Origin of the sequence: Treponema vincentii, assembly GCF_010365865.1 — a bacterium.
Classification (GTDB): domain Bacteria; phylum Spirochaetota; class Spirochaetia; order Treponematales; family Treponemataceae; genus Treponema.
This window is the reverse complement of the sequence record NZ_CP048020.1, coordinates 1146088-1168064: the sequence shown is the minus strand read 5'-3', so window position 1 is coordinate 1168064 and position 21977 is coordinate 1146088. Positions and strand designations below refer to the sequence as shown.

At 46.0% G+C, this 21977-nt stretch carries 20 protein-coding genes; 13 read left to right on the top strand and 7 right to left on the bottom strand.

Translation table 11 applies throughout. The features are described from left to right. The first annotated feature begins 108 nt into the window (after positions 1-108). Positions 109-1002, top strand: a complete 894-nt coding sequence (locus tag GWP43_RS05495) for an Rpn family recombination-promoting nuclease/putative transposase (RefSeq protein WP_162663326.1) — start codon at positions 109-111, stop codon at positions 1000-1002. A gap of 271 nt (positions 1003-1273) precedes the next feature. Here GWP43_RS05495 and GWP43_RS05490 read toward each other — a convergent pair whose 3' ends face one another. The 3 genes from GWP43_RS05490 to GWP43_RS05480 form a co-directional block, all read right to left on the bottom strand. After that, positions 1274-2176, bottom strand: a complete 903-nt coding sequence (locus tag GWP43_RS05490; RefSeq protein ID WP_162663325.1) for a TPM domain-containing protein — start codon at positions 2174-2176, stop codon at positions 1274-1276. Next, a complete protein-coding gene (locus GWP43_RS05485) occupies positions 2170-3318 on the bottom strand; it encodes a TFIIB-type zinc ribbon-containing protein (protein WP_162663323.1) in 1149 nt (382 codons plus the stop codon). The genes GWP43_RS05490 and GWP43_RS05485 overlap by 7 nt, the downstream gene beginning before the upstream one ends. 282 nt (positions 3319-3600) lie before the next feature. Then, positions 3601-4827, bottom strand: a complete 1227-nt coding sequence (locus GWP43_RS05480; RefSeq protein WP_162663321.1) for an SPFH domain-containing protein — start codon at positions 4825-4827, stop codon at positions 3601-3603. Positions 4828-5115: 288 nt separating this feature from the next. Here GWP43_RS05480 and GWP43_RS05475 point away from each other — a divergent pair, with 288 nt between their 5' ends. From GWP43_RS05475 to GWP43_RS05430, 12 genes are all read left to right on the top strand, one after another. Continuing rightward, positions 5116-6159: a FecCD family ABC transporter permease gene (locus GWP43_RS05475; RefSeq protein ID WP_162663319.1), complete on the top strand. Its 1044-nt coding sequence runs from the start codon at positions 5116-5118 to the stop codon at positions 6157-6159. 1 nt (position 6160) lies between these two features. Next, positions 6161-6925, top strand: a complete 765-nt coding sequence (locus tag GWP43_RS05470) for an ABC transporter ATP-binding protein (protein WP_006189453.1) — start codon at positions 6161-6163, stop codon at positions 6923-6925. Positions 6926-7030: 105 nt separating this feature from the next. Next, positions 7031-7972, top strand: coding sequence for an ABC transporter substrate-binding protein (locus tag GWP43_RS05465; RefSeq protein WP_162663317.1), 942 nt, complete (start codon positions 7031-7033; stop codon positions 7970-7972). Further along, entirely contained in the window at positions 7935-8669 is a 735-nt protein-coding gene (locus GWP43_RS05460; protein ID WP_230978085.1) for an alpha/beta hydrolase, read from the top strand. The genes GWP43_RS05465 and GWP43_RS05460 overlap by 38 nt, the downstream gene beginning before the upstream one ends. A gap of 394 nt (positions 8670-9063) precedes the next feature. After that, positions 9064-10389, top strand: a complete 1326-nt coding sequence (gene ssnA / locus GWP43_RS05455) for a putative aminohydrolase SsnA (RefSeq protein WP_162663315.1) — start codon at positions 9064-9066, stop codon at positions 10387-10389. 252 nt (positions 10390-10641) lie between these two features. After that, entirely contained in the window at positions 10642-10791 is a 150-nt protein-coding gene (locus GWP43_RS14735; protein WP_230978084.1) for a hypothetical protein, read from the top strand. Further along, positions 10766-11002 carry a hypothetical protein gene (locus GWP43_RS14730; protein ID WP_230978083.1) on the top strand — a complete coding sequence of 79 codons (237 nt, stop codon included), beginning with the start codon at positions 10766-10768 and terminating at the stop codon, positions 11000-11002. Before GWP43_RS14735 ends, GWP43_RS14730 begins: the two co-directional genes overlap by 26 nt. Continuing rightward, positions 10914-13673 (top strand): putative selenate reductase subunit YgfK, encoded by a 2760-nt coding sequence (gene ygfK, locus GWP43_RS05450; protein ID WP_330997107.1) that lies wholly within the window; start codon positions 10914-10916, stop codon positions 13671-13673. Before GWP43_RS14730 ends, ygfK begins: the two co-directional genes overlap by 89 nt. Positions 13674-13871: 198 nt before the next feature. Then, the gene (locus GWP43_RS05445; RefSeq protein WP_162664750.1) at positions 13872-16577 is read left to right on the top strand and encodes a heavy metal translocating P-type ATPase; all 2706 of its coding nucleotides are present in this window, start codon (positions 13872-13874) and stop codon (positions 16575-16577) included. Positions 16578-16628: 51 nt separating this feature from the next. Further along, positions 16629-17333 carry an LptA/OstA family protein gene (locus GWP43_RS05440; protein WP_162663313.1) on the top strand — a complete coding sequence of 235 codons (705 nt, stop codon included), beginning with the start codon at positions 16629-16631 and terminating at the stop codon, positions 17331-17333. A gap of 176 nt (positions 17334-17509) precedes the next feature. Next, positions 17510-18241: an LPS export ABC transporter ATP-binding protein gene (gene lptB / locus GWP43_RS05435; RefSeq protein ID WP_203232462.1), complete on the top strand. Its 732-nt coding sequence runs from the start codon at positions 17510-17512 to the stop codon at positions 18239-18241. 9 nt (positions 18242-18250) lie between these two features. Further along, a complete protein-coding gene (locus tag GWP43_RS05430; protein ID WP_162663309.1) occupies positions 18251-18661 on the top strand; it encodes a YbaN family protein in 411 nt (136 codons plus the stop codon). Here GWP43_RS05430 and GWP43_RS05425 read toward each other — a convergent pair. From GWP43_RS05425 to GWP43_RS05410, 4 genes are all read right to left on the bottom strand, one after another. After that, positions 18642-19187: a hypothetical protein gene (locus GWP43_RS05425; RefSeq protein WP_162663307.1), complete on the bottom strand. Its 546-nt coding sequence runs from the start codon at positions 19185-19187 to the stop codon at positions 18642-18644. The two genes, GWP43_RS05430 and GWP43_RS05425, sit on opposite strands and share 20 nt — an antisense overlap. 84 nt (positions 19188-19271) lie before the next feature. Next, positions 19272-20048, bottom strand: coding sequence for an exodeoxyribonuclease III (locus GWP43_RS05420; protein WP_162663305.1), 777 nt, complete (start codon positions 20046-20048; stop codon positions 19272-19274). A 278-nt stretch (positions 20049-20326) separates the two neighbouring features. Continuing rightward, on the bottom strand, positions 20327-20866 hold the full coding sequence (locus tag GWP43_RS05415) for a DUF1850 domain-containing protein (protein ID WP_230978082.1): 540 nt from the start codon (positions 20864-20866) through the stop codon (positions 20327-20329). 12 nt (positions 20867-20878) lie between these two features. Next, positions 20879-21883, bottom strand: coding sequence for a TAXI family TRAP transporter solute-binding subunit (locus tag GWP43_RS05410; RefSeq protein WP_162663303.1), 1005 nt, complete (start codon positions 21881-21883; stop codon positions 20879-20881). Positions 21884-21977: the final 94 nt, after the last annotated feature.

Genomic DNA, 21977 nt, shown 5'->3' with positions numbered 1-21977 from the left:
CTAACACCATATAAACAGTATTGACTTTTTTATCAGTAGAGCCATCGCAAAGCGGCTTGGCAAATAAATCTGTTTGCACTTTATACGTTTTCTGCTATACTTAATGACATGGAAGAGCGAAAACAGGCGGTAAACAGAAATTATAAAGATTCCGTCTTTGTAGATCTGTTTAGCGAAGATAAAAAAGCAAAAGAAAATTTCCTCTCATTATATAATGCCCTACATAGTACGCATCTGGATACCGTATCCGTATTAACACCATTGCGTCTTGAGCAAGTGATGTATATGTCTTTCTACAATGATGTGTCGTATTTAGTTGATAATAAGATGATTATATTGGCGGAACATCAGTCAACGATCAACCCCAATATGCCGATACGCTGTCTTGAATATGTAGTACGCTTATATGAACGTATTTTAGATGCACAAGAGCGGTATGCCCGCAGCCTTATAAAAATTCCGACTCCTGAATTTTATATTTTTTACAATGGGCAAGAAGAATACTCCACCGAAACGGTATTGCATCTTTCCGATGCCTTTATGACCAAGCCTGAGCGTCTTCCATTAGAACTGGAAGTAAAAGTATTAAATATCAATAAAAATAAAGCGCACACAATACTGCACCATTGTAAGCCACTAGAAGAATACAGTACGTTTGTGGAAATTGTACGACGGAATATTGAACGGGATAAAGAGTACGGTTTTGAGAATGCCATAAAAGAATGCATACAAAATGGTATCTTAAAAGAATACTTGCAGCGTAAATCAAAGGAGGTCATAAATATGTTGATAGCCGAATATGATTATGCAACAGATATAGCAGTACAACGGGCAGAAGAACGGAAGATTGCTTATACAGAAGGTAAATCCCTCGGACTTGTTGAAGGTTCCCACCAAAAAGCTCTTCAAACAGCGAAAATGATGCTTACTATGGGCTACCCCCTTGGTGATATTTGCAAAATTGTCGAACTCTCCAAAGAAGAAGTTGAGAGTCTTCAGTAATTCATAGATTTATAATTCAGTACCGTAACTATACGGTAAACGCTGCCGATGCAGTTGAAAAGTCCGGCAAGAAAACTATTGAAGTAGAGTATACATTAAAACCGCTTTAGACCGGTAAATGGTAGATCGCTTATATCTTTTCAGTATTTGTCGGTATAAAACTTTATAACAAGCTTTTGAGCAGTTCTATTTTGAGCTGCTCAAAATGCCGTGACGTACTTCCAGCCTTGGTGAATGCAATCAGGATGCCCGAAAGGCACCCGCTTAAAACTTAAAACGACCTGCCGCCTCCGCCGTGAGAGCGCCCGCTTGAAGATGTATGAGTGGAGCTTCCGGAACTGCCGCTTGAATTGCTTTTAGGCCGTACGGTACTTATCGTATTGGTACTGATAAGCGGGTCGTTCGTAGAAGCAAAGCGTACCTGTGTTTGTTTCGCCCGATCGTAGTACGGTTTTGCACCGGCTATTTTATAGCGTTTTAATAGAATCAAAAAGCTGATTAAAAACACGAAAACACCGGTACCGAGGGCAAATAAGAGGCTGCTTTTCAGCTTTGCGGCGGCCGCTTGTTCCGGTGATTGGATTATGGTGTGCAGCTTATCGATATATGCATTGATCCCGGCGGCATAATTTCCATCCGCTGCTCCACCGTCGATGAGCGCATCGAGCAGATCATCAATACGGGAATCGGTAACGGTATTGATCGTACGCTTACCTGAGGTTGAAATATGCGCTTTTCTTCCGCTGCCGTCGCCGTATCCTGTTACGATTAACAGCAAGATTCCATCGCGGTCTTCTCCGTAGCCGTAGCCGCCGTAATCAAAGAAATCATCTGCATAAGCTTCCGCTGTCAAATCACCGGTGTCGGCAACCAGTACCACTGACGCATCCGTTTTGAGGCTTTCGGAAAATTCCGTAAAGCGTGCCGCTATTTCCTGTTGTTCGCTAAGAGTCAGAATGCCCGCCATATCGACGACCGGTCGTCCGGCAAATTGTTCTATCGGAATAAAAAGTTCGTCTGCATCCCATTCGGTTTCGCTCCAATCAGCCTCGTCCGAAGTGCTCGTCTCTGCATAAAGAAGTATAAGGGGGAGAAAACAGCAAAAAAGAGTCGTAATGAGCCGTTTTCTGTAGGCATATTTTTTTGAACATGCCGACGTCGCCATCGTTACCATATAAACATCCCTCCTAAGAACATAAGCGCACCGAATACGACGCCGAGAAGCCCCGATGTCAGTGCTGCTTTTGCCTTATCCAGCGGCAGTTCGCCGCAGGTTGTACCGGTTTGTCCGTTTACAGCAAAAACGTACGGCTTACCGTGATAGACGTAGGTAAGAATCCACGAAGGGAGTAACACATACCGTTGCTCACGGACAGAATACGCGGTTGAATCTTTTTCCGATTCAAAATGAGTACAAGAAGTAGATTCCTTTATCAGCGCCGCTGTGGCTTGTTTTGCCTGTGTCATTAAAGCGGGCTTTATTGCTTCTTTATCTTCGGTGTATTGTTCGGCAAAGAATCCTGCTAAATACCCTGCAGAAAAATTTTTCATCTCCGCTTCATCGTAGGGAGTAATGCTGTTGAGTAACGATTCGTCGATTTTGGAAAATGCGAGTTTTTGTAGATTGTTTACGGAAATATCACCGGTGCGGTCGATTTTGTATTTATCGGTTTTTACATAGTCCCGGTTTCCGCTTGACCAGCGGGTAACGTTCACACCGACCGCATGGTAGTCAACCTTTGCATCGATATCCGCCTGCCAGTAGGGGAGGTAAATGCCGGTGATTTTTTCCTGCTGCATTTCGCTCGTAAAGCCTTTGGGTGTAAATTTTTTTTTGCCCGCCCATTCCAGAAATTTCTGCACAGCGGTCTTTTTATCAATCTTAAACGGGATAATGCGGTCGGGTTTAAAATCGCCCTTGAGCCGGTCGGTTATAACCACCGGGCTGTGGCAGTAGTAGCAAAAAGCCGCCGTTGAGGTGTCGCCCGCAACAACTTCCGCGCCGCAGTTGGCGCATTGGTACACCTTAACGGTCTGTCCGCTTTTTCCGCTGCTGTTGCCGGAAGCGGTATCTTTATCAGGAGTTCCTCCGCTGTCATTTCCCGTACCGGATTCCGGTGCGACATTATGGCCGGCAGAAGCATCACCGGCGCTTTCGTCTGCTGCAGTAGTTTTAGCTTGCAGTTTTTCGAGATAGGCAGTCAGTTCTTCTTCCGTATGCTCGGTAAAACAGTATCCGCATTTAAATTTGCCCAATCGCGGATTAAACTCAATCGGCGCCCCGCATGAGGGGCATTTGTAGTTCATCACACTCATAGTTGTTTCCCTTTAGAGGGCAAACACATCAGAAGTTGTTTAGTACCCCCACAGAATAGCTAGGCTGTTCAACCCGCCTTTCGCCACTTTGTGGCTGCAAGAGGGGTATTCACAGCCTAACTATTCTGTGGCATTTGATCTATCCATCTGATGTGTTTGCCCTTCTTTTGAAACATAGATAAAGCGAAATTTTTTTAAAATTTCGCGGGACAAGAAGGCAACCGCTTTGGAGATTTTGTGGCGGTTGCATCGATTTCTCTTAGCTACAGCTTTGCAGTTCTGTTAGAGTTTAGCGCCACATTCCGAACAGAATTTTGTTCCCGGTTTGACTTCTGCGCCGCATGAAGGGCAATTATTTCCTGCGGGTTTCGGCGTGCCGCATTCCGCACAGAATTTACCGGTATTCTTGTGTCCGCATTCGGTACAGAACCATTCGCCTGCCGCTTTTCCTTGAGCGGCTTGTCCCGCTGCGGCGGTTTGCTGCCCAGACTGTTGTTGAGCTGCTTGCTGCATGTGCATCTGCTGCATATTGGTTTGGCTTGCCTGTCCCATAAAGTTTCCGCCTGCGTTCATGCCCATCCCCATGCCCATAAATGCCATACCGGCGCCTGCCTGATTGGAACCTGCTGCTTCCATACCCCGCGCAATAGAACCCTGCACAAACCCTTCACGGATAGAAGGATCGCCGAGCATTGCACCTTTGTTTCTCATATTGATGAGTTCTTTGGAGCTGTCGTCATACGTGATGCTTGCGATACCGACTGCCAGCACCTCCATACCGCGCAGATCTTTCCACGAATCATCGAGAATCTGTGACATGTGCTTACTGAGGAGTGTTCCCTTTGACGGAATAAACGAAATCCGCTCGCCTTCCATCGACATCTGGCTGATGGCCGCCTGCAATGCCTCTAAAAATTCGGTTAAATACTGCTCGTTGATTTCATCGATATGTACGTGCGTTGCATTTCGGGGGCAGGCTTCTTTAAAGAATTTGATAGGATCGGTTATCTTGATGGAGTAGTTTCCGAATGCCCGCAAAAAAAGCTCCGCATTATAGAAATTATCAAAATACTGAAGCGGATTAGGTGTGCCGAACTTAATCCCCTTGATTTCCTGCAAATTGATGTAGAAAACTTCCTGCTTCATCGGTGTTGTTCCGCCGAATTTAAAACGACTGAATGTTTCTTTTAAGGCATCGCCGAAGCCGCCGCTGAAAAGAGAGGGAGCCGAACTGTTATCAACCTTGAAATATCCCGGTTCCGCCGTGTAGTCGATAATTTTTCCGCCGTCTACCAGCATCATAAACTGATTTTGATTAACATGGATAATCGACCCATTAGAAATCACATCGCTTGAGCCTTTGGTATTCCTATTACGCTTATCCGTGCGCACCGGTACACCCTTTGCGAGTACGATGCCCTCACCCATATCATCCGCTTCGACAACCTCAAGCCACTGATCCGCTAAACCGCCGCCTACTGCGCTGAGCGCTGCTGTTATCAATCCCATTGCATTACTCCTCTCTGTTTGTAAGATCTCTATACTAATATTTTATGAGATCTATATTAGTATAGAAAGAAAGAATCGGTAAAGAGGGGGCGGTAAGTAGAACATGGAACTCAAGTTTTTAAAAAGGCTACTCAAAAAATAAGCAATAATAAAAGCATGGGATGAGAGGCGCGTTTGCGACGAATGATGTCTCATGGAATGCCGGGAGGTAAACTTCTTGCAGAATGTATTAAAATATGCTATAACAGCACTAGCTTGTAAACCGAGGTAAACAAGAAGAATACATTGATGCTGCAAAAAAAATTCTCTGTTGAAACAGTAAAACATCTTGTTTTATTTTTATTCCTGATAGCGATAACGATTTTTTCCATATTTATTGCTGTTTCGCTCGGCCCTGTTAAAATCGGATTGGCAAATACATACCGGATTATGCTGGGAAAAGCAGTTGTCCCCAATTTACTGACCGGTATTTCAAACGCTGCTATTGCGATTGTATGGAATATGCGTGTACCGCGGGTTTTACTCGGGTTTTTTACCGGTACAGGGCTTGCCGTTTGTGGATGCGTTATGCAGACAACGGTCAACAACCCGATTTCTGAGCCGTACATTTTGGGTATTTCTGCCGGTGCAACATTTGGGGCTGTTGTCAGTATCATTCTCGGCTTTATTTCTGCCGTAGGGCTTGGAGCCTTTCTCGGCGCGATTGCCGCGACCATATTGGTGCTGATCATCGCTTCATCACAGCGAAAGATGACCACGACAAGTCTCATCTTATCAGGTACCGTGGTAAATGCCCTGTTTACGGCGTTTGCCAATTTTATCATTTCAATTGGGGCAAATTCTGACAGTATTATGACGGTTAAGTTTTGGACAATGGGTTCTCTTGCCGGTACTTCATGGTCATCACTCCCGTTACCGCTGCTCGTAGTCAGCCTTTCGTATTTTTTTTTCTTCTTACAGTACCGCGTTTTTAATGCAATGATGATGGGCGATGAAGTCGCGATAACGTTGGGGATTTCGCTCTACTTCTATCGGTATCTTTTTATGGCAGTCATTGCGGTAATAACCGGTGTATTGGTGTCTGTCTGTGGAATCATCGGGTTTGTTGGGCTGATTACCCCGCATATTGCCCGTGCACTTGTGGGAGCAAACCATCGTAGACTCTTTCCCGTCGCAGCACTCTTGGGTGCGCTTTTTATTATCTGGGCGGATGTATGTGCGCGAATATTGATTCAAAATGCGGAATTACCGATCGGGATATTCACTGCATTGGTTGGAGCTCCGTTTTTTATCTTTATTGTTGCAAAGCACCAACGGGGAGCAGGGCAGTAATATGGATTTGATGTGCAAGGATGTCCACTGCAGTATCGCTCATAAAGAAATTTTACGAGGTATATCGCTCCATGCGGACGGGCATAAATTTTATACGATACTTGGACCAAACGGGTGCGGTAAGACGACGCTCTTAAAAAATATCTACCGGATTATCAAACCGGACTCGGGTGCCGTGTATCTTGACGGAAAAGACATCCGTGCTGTCCGCCTCAAGGATTCGGCAAAGGAAATGGCGGTTGTCGCACAATTTAATACGCTGAATTTCAACTGTTCGGTACAGGATATTGTGATGCTGGGGCGGACACCTCATATCCGCTTTATGCAAACCGAACGAGAAGAGGATTTTACCATTATACAGGATGCACTGGCAAAGGTCGGGATGTTGACTCGAAAAGATCAGCCGTATCAATCGCTATCAGGGGGAGAAAAACAGCGGGTTGTGCTTGCCCGTGCAATCGCTCAGCAACCTTCTCTCTTATTGCTGGATGAACCGACCAACCATTTGGATATAAAATATCAGCTGGAGATATTGCAGATTGTAAAAGATTTACGGATTAACGTACTGGCTGTGCTGCACGATATACAGTTGGCATGCCGGTATTCGGATTATTTGTATTTGATGAAAGACGGGGATATTTTATATGAAGGAAGTCCTCGCACAACTATTACCGAAGAATCCATGCTGACGATCTACGGTGTTCGCTGCAATATCAGCTGGACAGAGGATTCGCAGGCGATGATTCACTATAGGGGGCCGCTATAATATCTTTGGCTATGCTATCTTTGATAGATAGAAAAGACATCGGCATCTCTAAAAATCTATATCTCAGTTTTTAGAGAGTCACACAACTCTCAGGAGGTTATTCAAATGAAGCAATGTATTAGTATTGCATTGGCTCTTTTTCTTGCTGCCGCAGTGAGTGCGGAAACGGCATATCCGGTCAGCGTTACCACCTATGACAAAGATGGCAAAGTAATAACACAGGTCTTTAAGCAAGCGCCTAAAAAGGTTATTACCAATAATCTTTCAATGACGGAAATGCTGATTGAACTCGGCTTGCAGGATCGTATTATCGGTATGCTGGATCCGGATAATGCAGTGACCGGTAAGTATAAGAAAGCGATCGATTCTATCCCTCATATCGGGAATAAGAAAACCGTTTCCCGGGAAGTGGTATTTTCGTATGAACCGGATGCAGTGCTCGGTAGAAACATGATGTTTTCCGAAAAATCTTTGGGTACGGTGAGCTTTTGGAATGAAAACGGTATCCCGATATATGCACAAAAAGCTTCGGTTTTAAATATCAAGCAAGACCTTCAAAATATTATCGAAGATGTGAGAAATCTTGGCATTATTTTTAATGTACAGGACAAGGCAGAAGCGTATGCAAAGCAACTCGAACAGCGTTTGAATGCTGTGCTGCAACATATTTCAACAAAGGGGACTTCTTTTAAGAAGGCGCTTATTATGTGTGCATATAATGGCACAACGTTCGGGGCGTATAAATCTGCATTGCAAGAAAGTCTCCTGAATGTACTCGGTTATACCAATATTGCAACGGGTACGTCAGGGCTTACGACAGAAAATCTGATAACTATGAATCCTGAACTGATCATCTATGTAACGAGCGACCGGAATAAAAAATTAGACGCAAATGCGATTTCGTCTTTGCAGGCAAATGTAGTACTAGTTGACGTACCCGCTATTGCTCAGCGTAAAATTATGACGATTTCCTATGATGAGCTGATGGACTATGGTACGGCTGTGCTGAATGCCTTGGAAGCTGTTGATGCCTTCCTGCGGAAGTAGCTTCAGCACGAAACGCGATATAACGAACCATATCAGTCTGTCCGGTATAGACATTACCGTGTCGGAACCTGCAGAATATAACCTGCAGCACCGTTATCCTGCGGTTTTTGTCAACGACGGACAGATTGAATATCTGAAATCACTGGCCTCGAGTATTTTTTTGTTCGGGCTGCACGCACGCAGCCGATTTGACGACTATACACCATGGGCTGCCGAGTCATTCCGTACCGATTGTCCTCCTTTTGGCGGCAAGGGCGCGGAATATCATCATCTATTGTTCAAGACACTACTGCCCGAACTGAAAACTAAATATCCCCTTGACGATTCGAGGCTTGCATATGGCGGCCATTCCCTCGGCGGCTTAGCTGCCGTGTGGAGTTTATTCGAATATACCGATATACCGTATATATTTTCCCTTTGCGGTTCGTTTTGGTATCCCGGATTTCCGGAATACTGCCGTGAACACAAAGTTTTGCATAGCAATGCCTCTGTCTATTTGCTGAATGGAAAGAGAGAGGGCGGAAAACACGGCAACCGGTTAGAGAATGCGCCGAAATACGCAGCAGAAGTACATCAGGCGCTTAGAGTGCAGATAGCACATACAACCGTTGTGTTCGATCCGTTCGGGCATCACGATAAAATGCTTGAACGCTTTAGGGCAGTACAGCAGTGGCTTACCGAATGCTGGCAGCTGTAGAGCGATATTGATTCGTGCAGAGAATCAGTTAGTCATAAAAAAATTTAGGCCTTCCAAATTTTTTTTAGTTTTTTCTTGCGTTTTATCTAATTCTATGGGATACTGAAGAAAGTGCAAATATCTTTGTGTTGTGTATCCATGGCAACCGTAGCAGAACTATTTCAAACGGTTGCCTTCCTTGTGTGCGAAATTTTCGATAACATTTCGCACACTTTTATGTTACAAGAAGGGTAAACACATCAGATGGCTAATATCAAAATCCGCAGAATAAGTGAGGACGAACAACCATTTGAGTCGTGAAGCGGCGAAATTCTGGTTGGACGAACTCACTTATTCTGCGGGGCTGTTAAAACCTAAATCTGATGCGTTTACCCAAGCGTGGAGGGATCATTCTATGTTATTAGTTGGAAATGGTATGCTTATTACCCGCGATCCGAACAAGCCTTTTATCGAAAACGGCTGTGTTTGCATTGAGGGAAGTTCAATCAAAGAGGTCGGTACCGATGCCGAATTGCGGGCAAAGTACCCCGCAGCGGAATATATCGATGCAAAAAAGCGGTGCATCATGCCTGCCTTTATTAACACGCATCATCATATTTATAGCGCTTTTGCCCGCGGCATTGCGTTAAAAAATTACAATCCGCAGAATTTCTTGGATATTTTGGAAGGGCTGTGGTGGCATCTTGATAATAATCTCCTTTTAGAGGATACGAAATACAGCGCTTACACGACGCTGATCGACTGTATTAAAAACGGCGTAACGACGGTTTTTGACCATCATGCAAGCTACGGCGAAACAACGGGGAGCCTTTTTACTCTTGCGGATGTTGCCGAAGAACTCGGGTTGCGGGTGAACCTTTGCTATGAAGTTTCGGACCGGAACGGCGAGGCTGAGATGAAAAAAGCGGTTGCAGAAAATGCCGAATTTATCCGCGCTTGTCAAAAGAAGAAAAATCCCAAGCAGGCGGCGATGATGGGGCTCCATGCCGCATTCACACTGTCGGATAAAACACTCGAATACTGCGCTTCTCAGCTTCCGGCGGGCGCAGGATACCACATCCATGTTGCGGAGGGTATGTCCGATGTGTTCGATTCGGTGCAGAAACACGGGAAGCGGGTTGTACAGCGCCTCTACGATTTTGATATCCTCGGTAAAAATACCTTTGCCGTGCACTGTATCCACATCAATCCTTTGGAAATGGATTTATTGAAAGAAACCGATACGATGGTCGTGCATAACCCCGAATCGAATATGGGTAATGCGGTCGGCTGTCCGCCGGTGTTGGAAATCTTTAAGCGCGGCATTTTGATCGGGCTCGGTACGGACGGATATACGAGCGATATGCTTGAATCGTACAAGGTTGCAAATATCCTGCACAAGCACAACACCTGCGATGCCACCGCCGCATGGACGGAAATCCCCGAAATGCTGTTTACCAATAACGCAAAGATTGCCGCGCGCTACTTTGACGGTGAGCTCGGCGTCCTTAAAGCGGGAGCGAATGCTGACGTAATCGTTACCGACTATAACCCGCTGACGCCTCTCCATGCCGGTAACGCGAACGGCCACATTCTGTTCGGTATGAATGGCCGTAACGTGGTAACGACCATCGCGGCAGGCAAGGTGCTGATGAAGGATCGCGTTGTTACCGTCGCCGACGAAGAAGCCGTCTTTGCCAAAGCGCGGGAAGTCAGCGCCGCCCTGTGGAAGAGGTTGTAGAAAGTAATCTCCCCGGTATTCACAAGAGTATGCATCTGAGGAATACCTGGGCATATCTAAAAACTCGGTTAGATTTTTAGATATGCCCAGCGAGTTTTAATTTAAGTCCTTATAGTACAGTAACTTAAATTAAAACATCGCAAATAAGCTTAAGGAAAACCTCTAAAAACTGAAGTTTTTAGAGGTAAACGGAGCAGTTATTCACACTGCAATTGTATCGAATTTATGATGATACAAGGGAGAAAATAGAGTATGAGTGATAGAATGAACCCGATACCGTTCAAGAATTTGATGGAATGGATTAGAACGGAGTATCAAACCGAGGGGACGATTTTCGGCGTTAAAAAAACTGTACCGCGCCGATTCCAAACGTTATTTGGAACTGTTCGGGCAGCGGTTTGAAAACCCGCTTGGGCCGGCTGCGGGGCCGCACACACAGTTGGCGCAAAATATCGTTGCTGCGTATGCTGCGGGCTGCCGGTTCTTCGAGCTAAAGACTGTCCAAAAGTTAGACGGAGAAAGACCTGCCGGTTGCAAAGCCGTGTATCAATGCGGCGGACGAATGTTACAATGTCGAATGGTCTACCGAGCTGCGCGTACCGCAGGCTTTTGACGAGTATGTAAAGGCGTGGTTTGCGCTTAAAGTGATTTCGCAGGAATACGGTCTCGGCAGCCCCGACGGTTTTATCTTTAACATGAGCGTCGGCTACGACCTTGAAGGGATTAAGACCCCGAAAGTTGACGCCTTTATCGAAGGGATGCGGAACGCCTCGAATACGCCGGTGTGGAAGGAATGTACCGACTACCTTTTAAGCCATACCGATTTGTTCCCATCCGTGTCGGAAGCCTTCCTCCGCGGATTGCCGACGCAGGTGTGTACCTCCATTACGCTTTCCACTTTGCACGGCTGTCCGCCTGCCGAAATCGAACGCATCGCGATGTACCTCATCACGGAAAAACACCTCCATACCTATATCAAGTGTAACCCCACGCTGCTCGGCTATGAATTTGCCCGCGATCGTATGAACAAGATGGGCTATGAGTACGTTCAGTTTGACGATCATCATTTTAAAGATGATTTACAGTTCAGCGATGCGGTACCCATGCTTGAGCGTTTGCTGCAGGAGTCTGATAAGCGCGGACTGATGTTCGGGGTTAAGATTACCAACACCTTCCCCGTAGACATTGCCCGCGGGGAGCTACCCGGACAGGAAATGTATATGTCGGGACGGTCGCTGTTCCCGCTGTCTATCGCCGTTGCGCTGAAATTGTCGGAAGTCTTTAACGGAAAGCTCCGTATTTCTTATTCGGGCGGCGCGGATTATTTTAACATTGCCGATATTTACGAAACGGGAATTTGCCCCATTACGATTGCAACAACAATTTTGAAGCCGGGTGGATATGCCCGTTGCCAGCAGCTGGTTGGCGAGCTGACAGCCAAGCCGTTTAACAAGGATTTTTCTATCGACGTGGAAAAACTGCGCCGCCTTTCAAATGCCGTTGTTGAAAACCCGCGCAATCGCAAATCGGTTAAGCCTGAAGCGTTCCTCAAGATTCCTGCAAAGGTGCCGCTTGCCGACTGCTTTGCCGCTCCCTGTATTTCCGGCTGTCCCATCAATCAGGATATTCCCGCCTATATCAGGCTGACCGGCGAGCAAAAATACGAAGAAGCGCTCCGTGTTATCACCGATAAAAACCCGCTGCCGTTCATCACCGGTACGATCTGTAACCATCGCTGTATGACCGGCTGTACCCGCAATTTCTATGAAGATCATGTGCATATCCGTGCCGTTAAACTCGAAGCGGCGCGCCATGCGATCGAGACTTTGAAACAAAACATAAAGACACAAAAACCGGCGCAGAAAAACGGAGCGAAGGTTGCCGTTATCGGAGCCGGCCCTGCCGGTCTTGCAGCCGCCTATTTTTTAACTCGCGACGGAGCGGACGTTACCGTGTTTGAAAAGAAAGCGCGCGCCGGCGGTATCGTGCAGTACGTCATCCCTGAGTTCAGAATCCCTGCTGCGTCGATCGGGCAGGATGTTGAGCTAGCATCTTCCTTCGGCGCTTCCTTCGTGTATAACAGCGAACAGCGTTCCGTTGAAGCGCTGAAAAAACAGGGCTTTACCCATGTCGTGTTTGCTATCGGCGCGTGGAAGCAGAGTGCGCTGGCTTTGGAAAAAGGAGCGGCAGCAAACGTTATCGAATTCCTTGAACAGGCGAAGCAAGCGCCCGAAACGCTCAAGCTGGGGAAAAACGTCGTGATCCTCGGTGCGGGAAACACCGCGATGGATGCCGCCCGCGTTGCAAAGCGTACGAAGGGGGTTGAACATTCCTTTATCGTATACCGCAGAACCAAGCAGTTTATGCCCGCCGATGCGGAAGAACTGGAACTCGCCTTGGAAGACGGGGTTGAATTTAAAGAACTGCTTGCGCCTGTTTCGTATGAAAACGGAATTTTGCGCTGCGAAAAGATGAAGCTCGGTGAACGGGGCGCAGACGGCCGGCAAAAACCGGTACCGTCGGGTGAGTTTGTAGACATCCCCGCCGACACCGTAATTGCATCTATCGGTGAAAAAATCGACACCGATCTCTTTGCAGAATCCGGCATTGCGCTGGACGGAAAAGGAAGAGCGCAATACAATCCCGCTACGTTTGAAACGAATGTGAAGAACGTGTATGTCATCGGGGATTGCGCCGCGGGGCCTGCCACGGTTGTACAAGCTATTGCCAATGCAACCAAAGCGGCGAAGGCGATTATCGAGTCGGTAAAGGCGCAGGCGTGGACGGCTCAGTTTACAATGCTGAACTACAACCCCGTTACCGCATCGGCGTACTCAAAGCGGGCAATTTTAATGCCGATGAACCTTGCCGCCTCCGACGGCGTTGCGAAAGAAAGCGTCCGCTGTTTGGAATGCTCGACTGTCTGTGAATCTTGCGTCGATGTGTGCCCGAACCGCGCGAACCTTGCGCTCACGGTACCCGGTATGTGTATGAAGCAGATTGTTCACGTGGACGGTATGTGTAACGAGTGCGGCAACTGCGCGACATTCTGCCCCTACGAGAGCGCTCCGTACAAGGATAAATTCACGCTGTTCCACTCGGAAAAAGACTTCCTCGACAGCACAAATGAAGGCTTCCTCTATCTTGATGATGCACGCAGCCGATGCAGGGTGCGGCTTGCCGGAGAAGTCCGCGACATCACGCTTGCAACGGAAACCGCTCTTCCCAAAGAGCTCTTGCAGATTATCAATGCGGTAAAGACGCAGTACGCGTATTTACTGTAGAGTATTTTCAAAAACGTGATTAGTTTTTGGAAATACTTCATCAGCACAGCTGATAACGAGGTGAAAAAAATTAAAAGGCAACCGTATCGGAAGATGCGGTTGCCTCGTCTTCGGCAAAACAGTGACTGTATCTTTTCTCACATTCCTTAACAATGCGTTTTGCTTGCCTTTAGCCCCGTATTCTACTATACTACCGATATGCAAACGCGCTATTTTACCGTTACCGGTATGAGCTGTGCCGCCTGCTCCGCAAATGTAGAAAAGGCGGTAAGTCGTCTTGCCGGTGTAGAGACGGTGCAGGTCAATCTCTTAACAAATCGGATGACCGTCACCTATAATCCCGATACCCTTAATACCGATACCATCATACAAACGATAGAAAAAATCGGTTACGGAGCATTTCCGCTGTCTGAAGAAAATACGGTGCGACCGTCTGTTCAAAAGACTGATTCTGAAATCGCCGATGCTGAAAAAAAACAATTCATCTTCTCCCTTTTCTTTCTGATTCCGTTGATGTATGTGTCAATGGGACGGATGCTCAAGTTGCCTCTTCCCCCCTTTTTTGCAGGAGCCGAGAATGCTCTCATCTTTGTCTTTACGCAATTTCTGCTCACGCTGCCGGTTCTCATACTGAACCGCCGTTTTTTTACTAACGGACTTACGAGCTTATATCACCGCGCACCGAATATGAACAGTCTTATCGCTGTCGGTTCCGGCGCCGCAGTGATCTACGGAGTTTTTGCGCTGTACCGGATCGGATACGGCCTAGGGCACGGTCAATTAGATGTCGTGCAGCTCTATATGAAGGATCTCTATTTTGAATCTTCAGCAATGATTTTAACGCTGATTTCCTTGGGAAAATTTTTGGAGGCACGGGCAAAAAAGAAGACTTCAGAGGCATTACAAAAATTGATACAGCTCCGACCGCAGACAGCTCATGTATTACGGAATGGTACGGAAATTGAAATTCCCGTCGAAAATATTGTGATTGGCGATGCCATCGTTATCCGCCCGGGGCAAACCTTACCCGTTGACGGTACCATAATAGAAGGAAGCACATCGCTCGACGAATCGGCCATTACCGGAGAAAGCATCCCGGTCGAAAAGACTGTTGGAGATTCGGTGATTAGCGCCTCGCATAATTTATCGGGTAGCTTTACTTTCCGGGCGGACAAAGTAGGGAATGACACGACATTGGCGCGGATTATTGCGCTTGTCGAAGAAGCGTCCTCATCAAAGGCTCCGGTTGCAAAGCTGGCTGACGTTATCAGCGGCTATTTTGTGCCGATTGTCATGCTGATCTCGCTTGTTGCCTTTATCTCTTGGCTTATCGCAGGGGCGACTTTTGAGTTTGCACTTTCGACCGCTATTTCCGTGTTGGTTATTTCCTGTCCCTGTGCGCTTGGCCTTGCAACGCCGACTGCGATTATGGCCGGTACCGGCAAGGGTGCTCAGCTTGGTATCCTTATCCGTTCCGCGGAAGGACTCGAACTCGCTCACCGCATTACCGCTGTTTTGCTCGATAAGACAGGGACTATTACGGAAGGAAAACCGACGTTGCAGCGCATTGAAGTATTTTCCGAACGCTACACCGACAATGATATCCTGTGGGTTGCCTACAGCCTTGAACATTTATCCGAACACCCGCTTGCCCATGCAATCATCCGGGCAGCAGAAGAAAAAAAACTATCGCCGTTTAAAGTGAGTGATTTTATGGCGATACATGGAAAGGGAATCTGCGGAACGGCTACAGTCGATGAGCTTAACGGAATCTCGTTAATCGAAAATGTAAGAATCGGCGCCGGAAATACGAAACTCTGCAAGGAATTGGCTATTCCCATATCGGAAGCGATCCATACGCGGCTTGCGGAAGCTGCCGAAAAAGGCGCTTCTCCGTTGTTGGTTATAATAGGGGATGAATGTGTCGGGCTTATTGCCGTCGCCGATCCGGTAAAGGAAGGCAGCATTCGAGCCATTCGCGATTTCCATGAAATGGGCATCCATACGGTTATGCTTACCGGAGATAATCAACGGACGGCAGAGGCTATCCAAAGGATTGTCGGTATCGGAGATGTCGTAGCGGAATTGTTGCCGCAGGACAAAAAAGCAAAAGTCGAATATTATCGGTCGAAAGGCTTTTCACCGGCTTTTATCGGCGACGGTATTAACGATGCTCCCGCACTGACTGCTGCGGATGTCGGTATCGCAATCGGCGGCGGCACGGATATCGCGATAGAAAGCGCGGATATCGTCCTAATGAATAACAGTCTTGAAACGGCGGTTACTGCGATTCAGCTCAGTAAAACCGTTATGCGTACCATTAAACAAAACCTGTTCTGGGCGCTTTTTTACAATTCGCTGTGTATCCCGCTTGCGGCAGGTCTCTTTTATACTCTATTCGGACTCAGGCTCAGTCCCATGTTTGCCGCCGTCGCAATGAGCTTTAGTTCGGTGTCGGTGGTTACCAATGCATTGCGGTTGAACAGATTCCGTCCGAAACGTATTGCACAGGAGGCTCATAATATGCAATACTGCGGAGCTGTTCCTACCGGTGAAAAGTACGATGATGCACAGCCTGCTGCGTGTAGTGTACAAACTGATGCCTGTATCTGTTCTGCCGCCGAACCGGAATCGCAAACGGAAGTAAAATCGCCGGCAAAGCCTGAAAATATAACTGATAAGGAGCATATCGATATGAAGAATATCACATTGACTGTTGAAGGGATGTCCTGCGGGCATTGTTCTGCTCGGGTTGAAAAAGCGTTGAACGCTATCGAAGGGGTATCGGCAAAAGTCGATTTGGATGCAAAGGCTGCCTCTGTTACCTATCCCGATACCGTAACAATCGATGCGCTCAAAGCTGCCGTAACGGATGCAGGCTATTCGGTAACCGGCTCACACTAAAGCAAATGAATAAGATTATCTACGGTGTATATCGACTCTCATTTTTTCACTATGTATAGATTACGGCAGCAGCTCTGTGTCCTTGTTTCTTTTTTTCTGATTGCCTCGCTTGTATCGGCAGCTCCGGCAAAAATTACTTTTTCTGCCGATAAGCTGCAAGGATCGGGCGGAAAAGGACAAACCTCAACCTCGCTGACCGGTAACGCAAAGGTAAGCGTTGATTCCCTCAATATTTATGGGGAACGTATCGAACTATACGGTAAAGATTACCGATATATTAAAGCGAGCGGGAGTGTGACTGGAGAAGATGCCGAAAAAGGCTTTACGTTTTCCGCCGCTTCGTTATCTTATGACCGTGAAACGGAAGTCGCTGAGTTCATGGGACAAGCGAAGGTTGAGGATACCAAAAATAAGGTGGAAACATCCGCCGAACGTATTGAGTATAATCAAAAGAATGAAATTATTCTTTTGCAAATGGCTGTAAAATTAAAGAGCAAGGGTATTGCTTGTGATTCGCTTTTTGCCGTGTATAACCGGAATACTTCTATGCTTGAATTAACGGGGAAGCCTACGGTTAAGAAAGGAAAAGATGAATTTAAGGCTGCTCGAATTTCAGTCAATCTTGATACCGAGGATATTAAACTTGAAGGAAAGGTGAGCGGCTCGGTTACCGAAGAAAAAGAAGAAGAAACAACAAAAACGGAAACTCCCCCAAAGGGAGCGATTTCGTCAAAGGAAGAAACCAAAACACCATGAGTGACGACCTTAACGATTTGCTCCAAGAAGATGTACTGCAGCATGATATTGAGCATTCCGAACAAAATACGGAAATGGCATTGCTTAACGCCGAACCGCTTCAAGATGCCGAGAGTAATGATAAGCCGGCACGAAGCGATTTCTTGTATGCCTCTCGGTATTCTATAGATGCTTATATGTCTAAAAGCATATTACGTGTGGAAGGCTTGAATAAATCGTTCCATAAAAAACAAGCTGTCCGTGATGTCAGTTTTTCTATGGCACAGGGAGAAGTCGTCGGACTGCTCGGACCAAACGGTGCGGGGAAAACGACGAGCTTTTACATGATTGTCGGCTTCTATACGCCAAACTCCGGTAGTATCTACCTTGACGATCACCGTATAACCGATCTTCCAATGTATAAGCGCGCTCGCATCGGTATATCCTATTTGCCGCAGGAGGCTTCCGTATTCCGTAAACTCTCCGTCGAGCAAAATATCGATGCTATTTTGGAAACACGAAAAGACTTAAGCCGTGCAGAACGAAAGGCAAAACTGGATGCGCTACTGGAAGAATTCGGTATAACCGCCAATCGAAAACAACCTGCCTATACTTTGTCGGGTGGAGAGCGCAGGCGTACTGAAATCGCACGGGCACTGGCTATCGAACCTAAGTTTTTATTACTCGACGAACCCTTTGCCGGTATTGATCCGATCGCTGTACACGATATTAAGCTGATTATTCGATTACTTGCCCGCCAAAATATCGGAGTGCTTATTACCGATCACAATGTCCGCGATACCTTGGAAATTACCGATCGTGCCTATATCATCAATAAAGGTGAAATCGTGGAACAAGGGCCGCGTCAGAAGATATTGGACTCCGAGATTGCGCGGAAGGTTTATCTCGGTGAAGAATTTAGAATGTAGGGAAATATTATGAAATATATTTGGCTTGTAGCAGGATGCCTTTTTTTAGGGCTTGGCGTACTTGGTGTGGCTTTGCCTATTTTGCCAACCACCCCTTTCGTGCTTGCCGCATTGTTTTGTTTTGCAAAAGGTTCAGATCGTATGCATAGATGGCTCCTTTCTACGAAGCTGTATCAAAAGCATGTTAAAAAGTTTAATGAAACCCGTACAATGACGCTCAAAAGTAAAATAGTTATTTTAGGGTTCGCTTCTTCAATGTTGATTGCCGGGTTTTATTTTTCAAAGAATATCTATGCCCGTATTATCATCATATTGCTGATATGCATAAAATATTATGTATTTATCTTTAAGATAAAAACCGCCCCCGACCCGACAAAAGAAAAGGTGCAGGAAGCGATTGTTATTGATTCTGATCGGTAGAGCCGGACGAGTCTTCCCCCTCATTCACTGGAAGTTCGGTTTCTTCATTATTAGAATTAGACGCTTGAACTTTTACGGAATAAAGCTGCATGGTAAGTTTCTTCCCCATACCGTCTACTGCTAAGGTAAGGTCACAGGTAAAAGGGCTGAGCGTACCCGTCAATACAGCCTGCGGCTTTGACATCGCGACCTTATAGATTCCGGTAAGACCGTCAATAATATATCCGCCGACTGTATTTTGTATTATTTCCTCTTGAGGAATAATAAATTGAAAAGATGAAGAGAAGGGCATCCTTCCCAGTTTGAATTTATCCGACCGTATTTCAATATCTCCCGATGGGAGTGCCGTTACGATCAGCATTACTTTGTTTTCAACTGATTCTTTGTCTATAGTACTGTAAATCGTTTTTTCTGCTCCATTGGAAAGAGCCTTAACATTGACTATTTGACGATATAACACAGTACTTTCAGCGCTGAATACAAGAGCAGCGGCACTCAAATAAAAAAAAGTTAATAAAATTTTCATGTGTTGTATCATAATAATGACATAAAAAATGTCAAGGTACGGTTACAAGCATTGTACACGATACCGCAAACATAGCCTGCCGCATTATTCCTTATAGACCAACTTGATGGGGCAATGGTCGGAACCCAATACATCGGCTTTAATTGATGATTCGCAAATATTCGGTAAAAAGGCGTTGTCTACACAGTGATAGTCTATTCTCCACCCGATATTTTTCTCGCGGGCATGGAAACGGTAGCTCCACCACGTATATTGATGAGGTTCCGCACAAAAATGCCGGAAAGTGTCGGTGTATCCCGCCTGCGTAAAGGTATCCATCCATGCCCGCTCTTCGGGTAGATAGCCGGGATTTTGCTCGTTTGCCTTTGGATTGGCAAGATCTATGGGATTATGCGCAATATTGTAGTCCCCGCAGAGTACAATATGCCGACCTTCTTTTTGCAGTGCATTACAAAACTCAAGCATCGCAGCGCAAAAATCGAGCTTATAGCCGAGCCGAGCTCCTCCTTCTTGGGAATTAGGAAAATAGGCGGAAATAACCGATACCGTCTTAAAATCGGCTACCAGCACTCGTCCCTCATCGTCAAAGGCGGGAATGTTCATCGTGCGGATATTGAGCGGTTCCTTTTTGCAGAAGACGGCGGTTCCCGAATAGCCGGGCTTTTTTGCTGCCTGCCAATATGTTTTATAGACGCCTTCTTTCCAAACAGGGTTGATCAATTCTGAAGTCAGCTGCTCTTTCCGAGCCTTTGTTTCCTGTAAACACAGTACATCAGGGTTTTCGATATAAAGCCATTCCAAAAAACCTTTTTTTTGGGCGGCGCGGATGCCGTTTACGTTCCACGAAATAATTGAAGTCATAATCGGTATATGCCATAAAATCGTAAAATATGCAATGAGGTATTCTCCATCGGAATTTCACACAATAAAAACTCCGAAATATCGGATACGAAGTAAAAATTATAAGTACGGGGAAAGAGGCTATTGACAAATTCGTGGTTCCGCCGCTTAAGATACCGTCCTTTATGCGCAATATTGCAAACCAACTTACGGCACATGACTATAAGTCAAAGCTGTTTGTTATTTCCAACGGCATCGCTCCTCATTTTAGCTATCTAAAAACCAAAAAGCCTGCAAAATTACAGAATCGTTTTGTTATTTTGGTTATAGGAAGGCTTTCTAAGTCTCTGTAAGCTTAGCCGTATTTTTGCCCGCTGGGGAAGTTCTTCTCCCCGTATGAGCACGGTATCATTTATCGTGATATTTTTGAGATGCTTTTGCGAATGGATCCAATTAAACTCTTTGAACACGCTGCCTTCTATATGTTCCATATAGATAAACCCGTCCTCATATCGGTAAGTACAGTCCATCTCCGCCGGAATACCGGCACCGAAACCTTGAACGGCAATGGTAAAAAGTTTAAACGTATGTTCATCGGTTACCCGATAAAACTCTTTCCATAAGATATGTTCAAACGAATGTTCCCACTCAAACGAAAGAACATCGCCTATCTGCACTGTCTGTATACAATATCGTTCTTTCGTTACCTGATTTGAAATTTCGACAGACTCACTGGAGGAACAGCTTGTCAGCAGCAATACGAAAAAAATAAACGGACACGCTTTATGCAAGGATGTCCGCATAGGCATGAGCCGCAATACAACAAAAAGCCGTTCCATCCAACGTATCCGTTAATTCTGTGGAGTCTTAAAGCCTTTTTCCTGCCAGAACTTTGCAGCGCCCGGATGCAGTGGAATTTTTACATCCTCTACACCGAAGGACAAATCGATATGCTTATTTGCCGCATTGTGCGATGCTTTAATCGTCGAAATATTATCGAAGATAACAGTCAGCATATCGTACACGACATCCTCGGAAAGGTCGCTGTTTACCAACATGATGTTATATACAAAGACAGTATCTACATCTGTTGTGTTGTTATAAGTGTTTGCCGGAATAATCGTTTGCGAGAAAAACGGATACTTTTGAATCAGCGCATCTCTACCTGCCCCATCAATAGGAACAATTTCCATATCATAGCTGGTAGCAAGCTCCATAATCGTTCCGTTCGGCAAACCGGAGGTAACAAAAGCTGCATCGCACTGACCGTTTTTCATTTGATCGATTGCTTCACCGTAAGACAAATAGTCAACCTTGCTATCGGAGTATGTCAACCCATAGGCTTCATAAATCATACGGGCATTTAACTCAACACCGGAGTTTGCAGCACCGACACCGACACGTTTTCCCTTCAGGTCTGCGACGGTTTTAATACCGGATTTACGCAGCGTTACGAGCTGTACGTAATTCGGCCACAAACGCATACATGCTCTCAGCTTAGGATTTGCTTTACCTTCATAGGCGCCGAAGCCCTTATATGCTTGCATGACGGAGTCCTGCATTGCGATTGCAAGCTCAGCCTCTCCTTTGGAGATCATCGAAATATTTTCGGCTGACGCGCCGGTCGCTTGTGAACTGGTATTATACCCAGCCGATTTTAAGGCTTCGGCAAAAGCTCCGCCGATCGGGAAATAAATACCGCTTGTCGGGCCTGTTGCAACCGTGACGAACTCTTTTGTCCTATCAAGGTGATGCTCGGATTTCTCTCCGCTTTCTTTCTTTTCACAGCCTATCGTTGTCAGTACAATCAATGCTACCATACACAACAGGCCGAAAGTTACTCTTACTGTTTTCATACCTTCTCCTATAAAAGGTTTTGCAGGATGTTTCAACATCCGAAAAAACCTTTAGTCATGCGCGTTACGCGCATCCGTAAATAATCGAGTTTGC

What these genes read in the sequence shown, in the direction of transcription:
- GWP43_RS05495 (WP_162663326.1), top strand. Translation starts at nt 109, where the DNA reads ATGGAAGAGCGAAAACAGGCGGTAAACAGAAATTATAAAGATTCCGTC.
- GWP43_RS05490 (WP_162663325.1), bottom strand. Translation starts at nt 2,176, where the DNA reads ATGGTAACGATGGCGACGTCGGCATGTTCAAAAAAATATGCCTACAGA.
- GWP43_RS05485 (WP_162663323.1), bottom strand. Translation starts at nt 3,318, where the DNA reads ATGAGTGTGATGAACTACAAATGCCCCTCATGCGGGGCGCCGATTGAG.
- GWP43_RS05480 (WP_162663321.1), bottom strand. Translation starts at nt 4,827, where the DNA reads ATGGGATTGATAACAGCAGCGCTCAGCGCAGTAGGCGGCGGTTTAGCG.
- GWP43_RS05475 (WP_162663319.1), top strand. Translation starts at nt 5,116, where the DNA reads ATGCTGCAAAAAAAATTCTCTGTTGAAACAGTAAAACATCTTGTTTTA.
- GWP43_RS05470 (WP_006189453.1), top strand. Translation starts at nt 6,161, where the DNA reads ATGGATTTGATGTGCAAGGATGTCCACTGCAGTATCGCTCATAAAGAA.
- GWP43_RS05465 (WP_162663317.1), top strand. Translation starts at nt 7,031, where the DNA reads ATGAAGCAATGTATTAGTATTGCATTGGCTCTTTTTCTTGCTGCCGCA.
- GWP43_RS05460 (WP_230978085.1), top strand. Translation starts at nt 7,935, where the DNA reads ATGCCTTGGAAGCTGTTGATGCCTTCCTGCGGAAGTAGCTTCAGCACG.
- ssnA (WP_162663315.1), top strand. Translation starts at nt 9,064, where the DNA reads ATGTTATTAGTTGGAAATGGTATGCTTATTACCCGCGATCCGAACAAG.
- GWP43_RS14735 (WP_230978084.1), top strand. Translation starts at nt 10,642, where the DNA reads ATGAGTGATAGAATGAACCCGATACCGTTCAAGAATTTGATGGAATGG.
- GWP43_RS05445 (WP_162664750.1), top strand. Translation starts at nt 13,872, where the DNA reads ATGCAAACGCGCTATTTTACCGTTACCGGTATGAGCTGTGCCGCCTGC.
- GWP43_RS05440 (WP_162663313.1), top strand. Translation starts at nt 16,629, where the DNA reads ATGTATAGATTACGGCAGCAGCTCTGTGTCCTTGTTTCTTTTTTTCTG.
- lptB (WP_203232462.1), top strand. Translation starts at nt 17,510, where the DNA reads ATGTCTAAAAGCATATTACGTGTGGAAGGCTTGAATAAATCGTTCCAT.
- GWP43_RS05430 (WP_162663309.1), top strand. Translation starts at nt 18,251, where the DNA reads ATGAAATATATTTGGCTTGTAGCAGGATGCCTTTTTTTAGGGCTTGGC.
- GWP43_RS05425 (WP_162663307.1), bottom strand. Translation starts at nt 19,187, where the DNA reads ATGAAAATTTTATTAACTTTTTTTTATTTGAGTGCCGCTGCTCTTGTA.
- GWP43_RS05420 (WP_162663305.1), bottom strand. Translation starts at nt 20,048, where the DNA reads ATGACTTCAATTATTTCGTGGAACGTAAACGGCATCCGCGCCGCCCAA.
- GWP43_RS05415 (WP_230978082.1), bottom strand. Translation starts at nt 20,866, where the DNA reads ATGGAACGGCTTTTTGTTGTATTGCGGCTCATGCCTATGCGGACATCC.
- GWP43_RS05410 (WP_162663303.1), bottom strand. Translation starts at nt 21,883, where the DNA reads ATGAAAACAGTAAGAGTAACTTTCGGCCTGTTGTGTATGGTAGCATTG.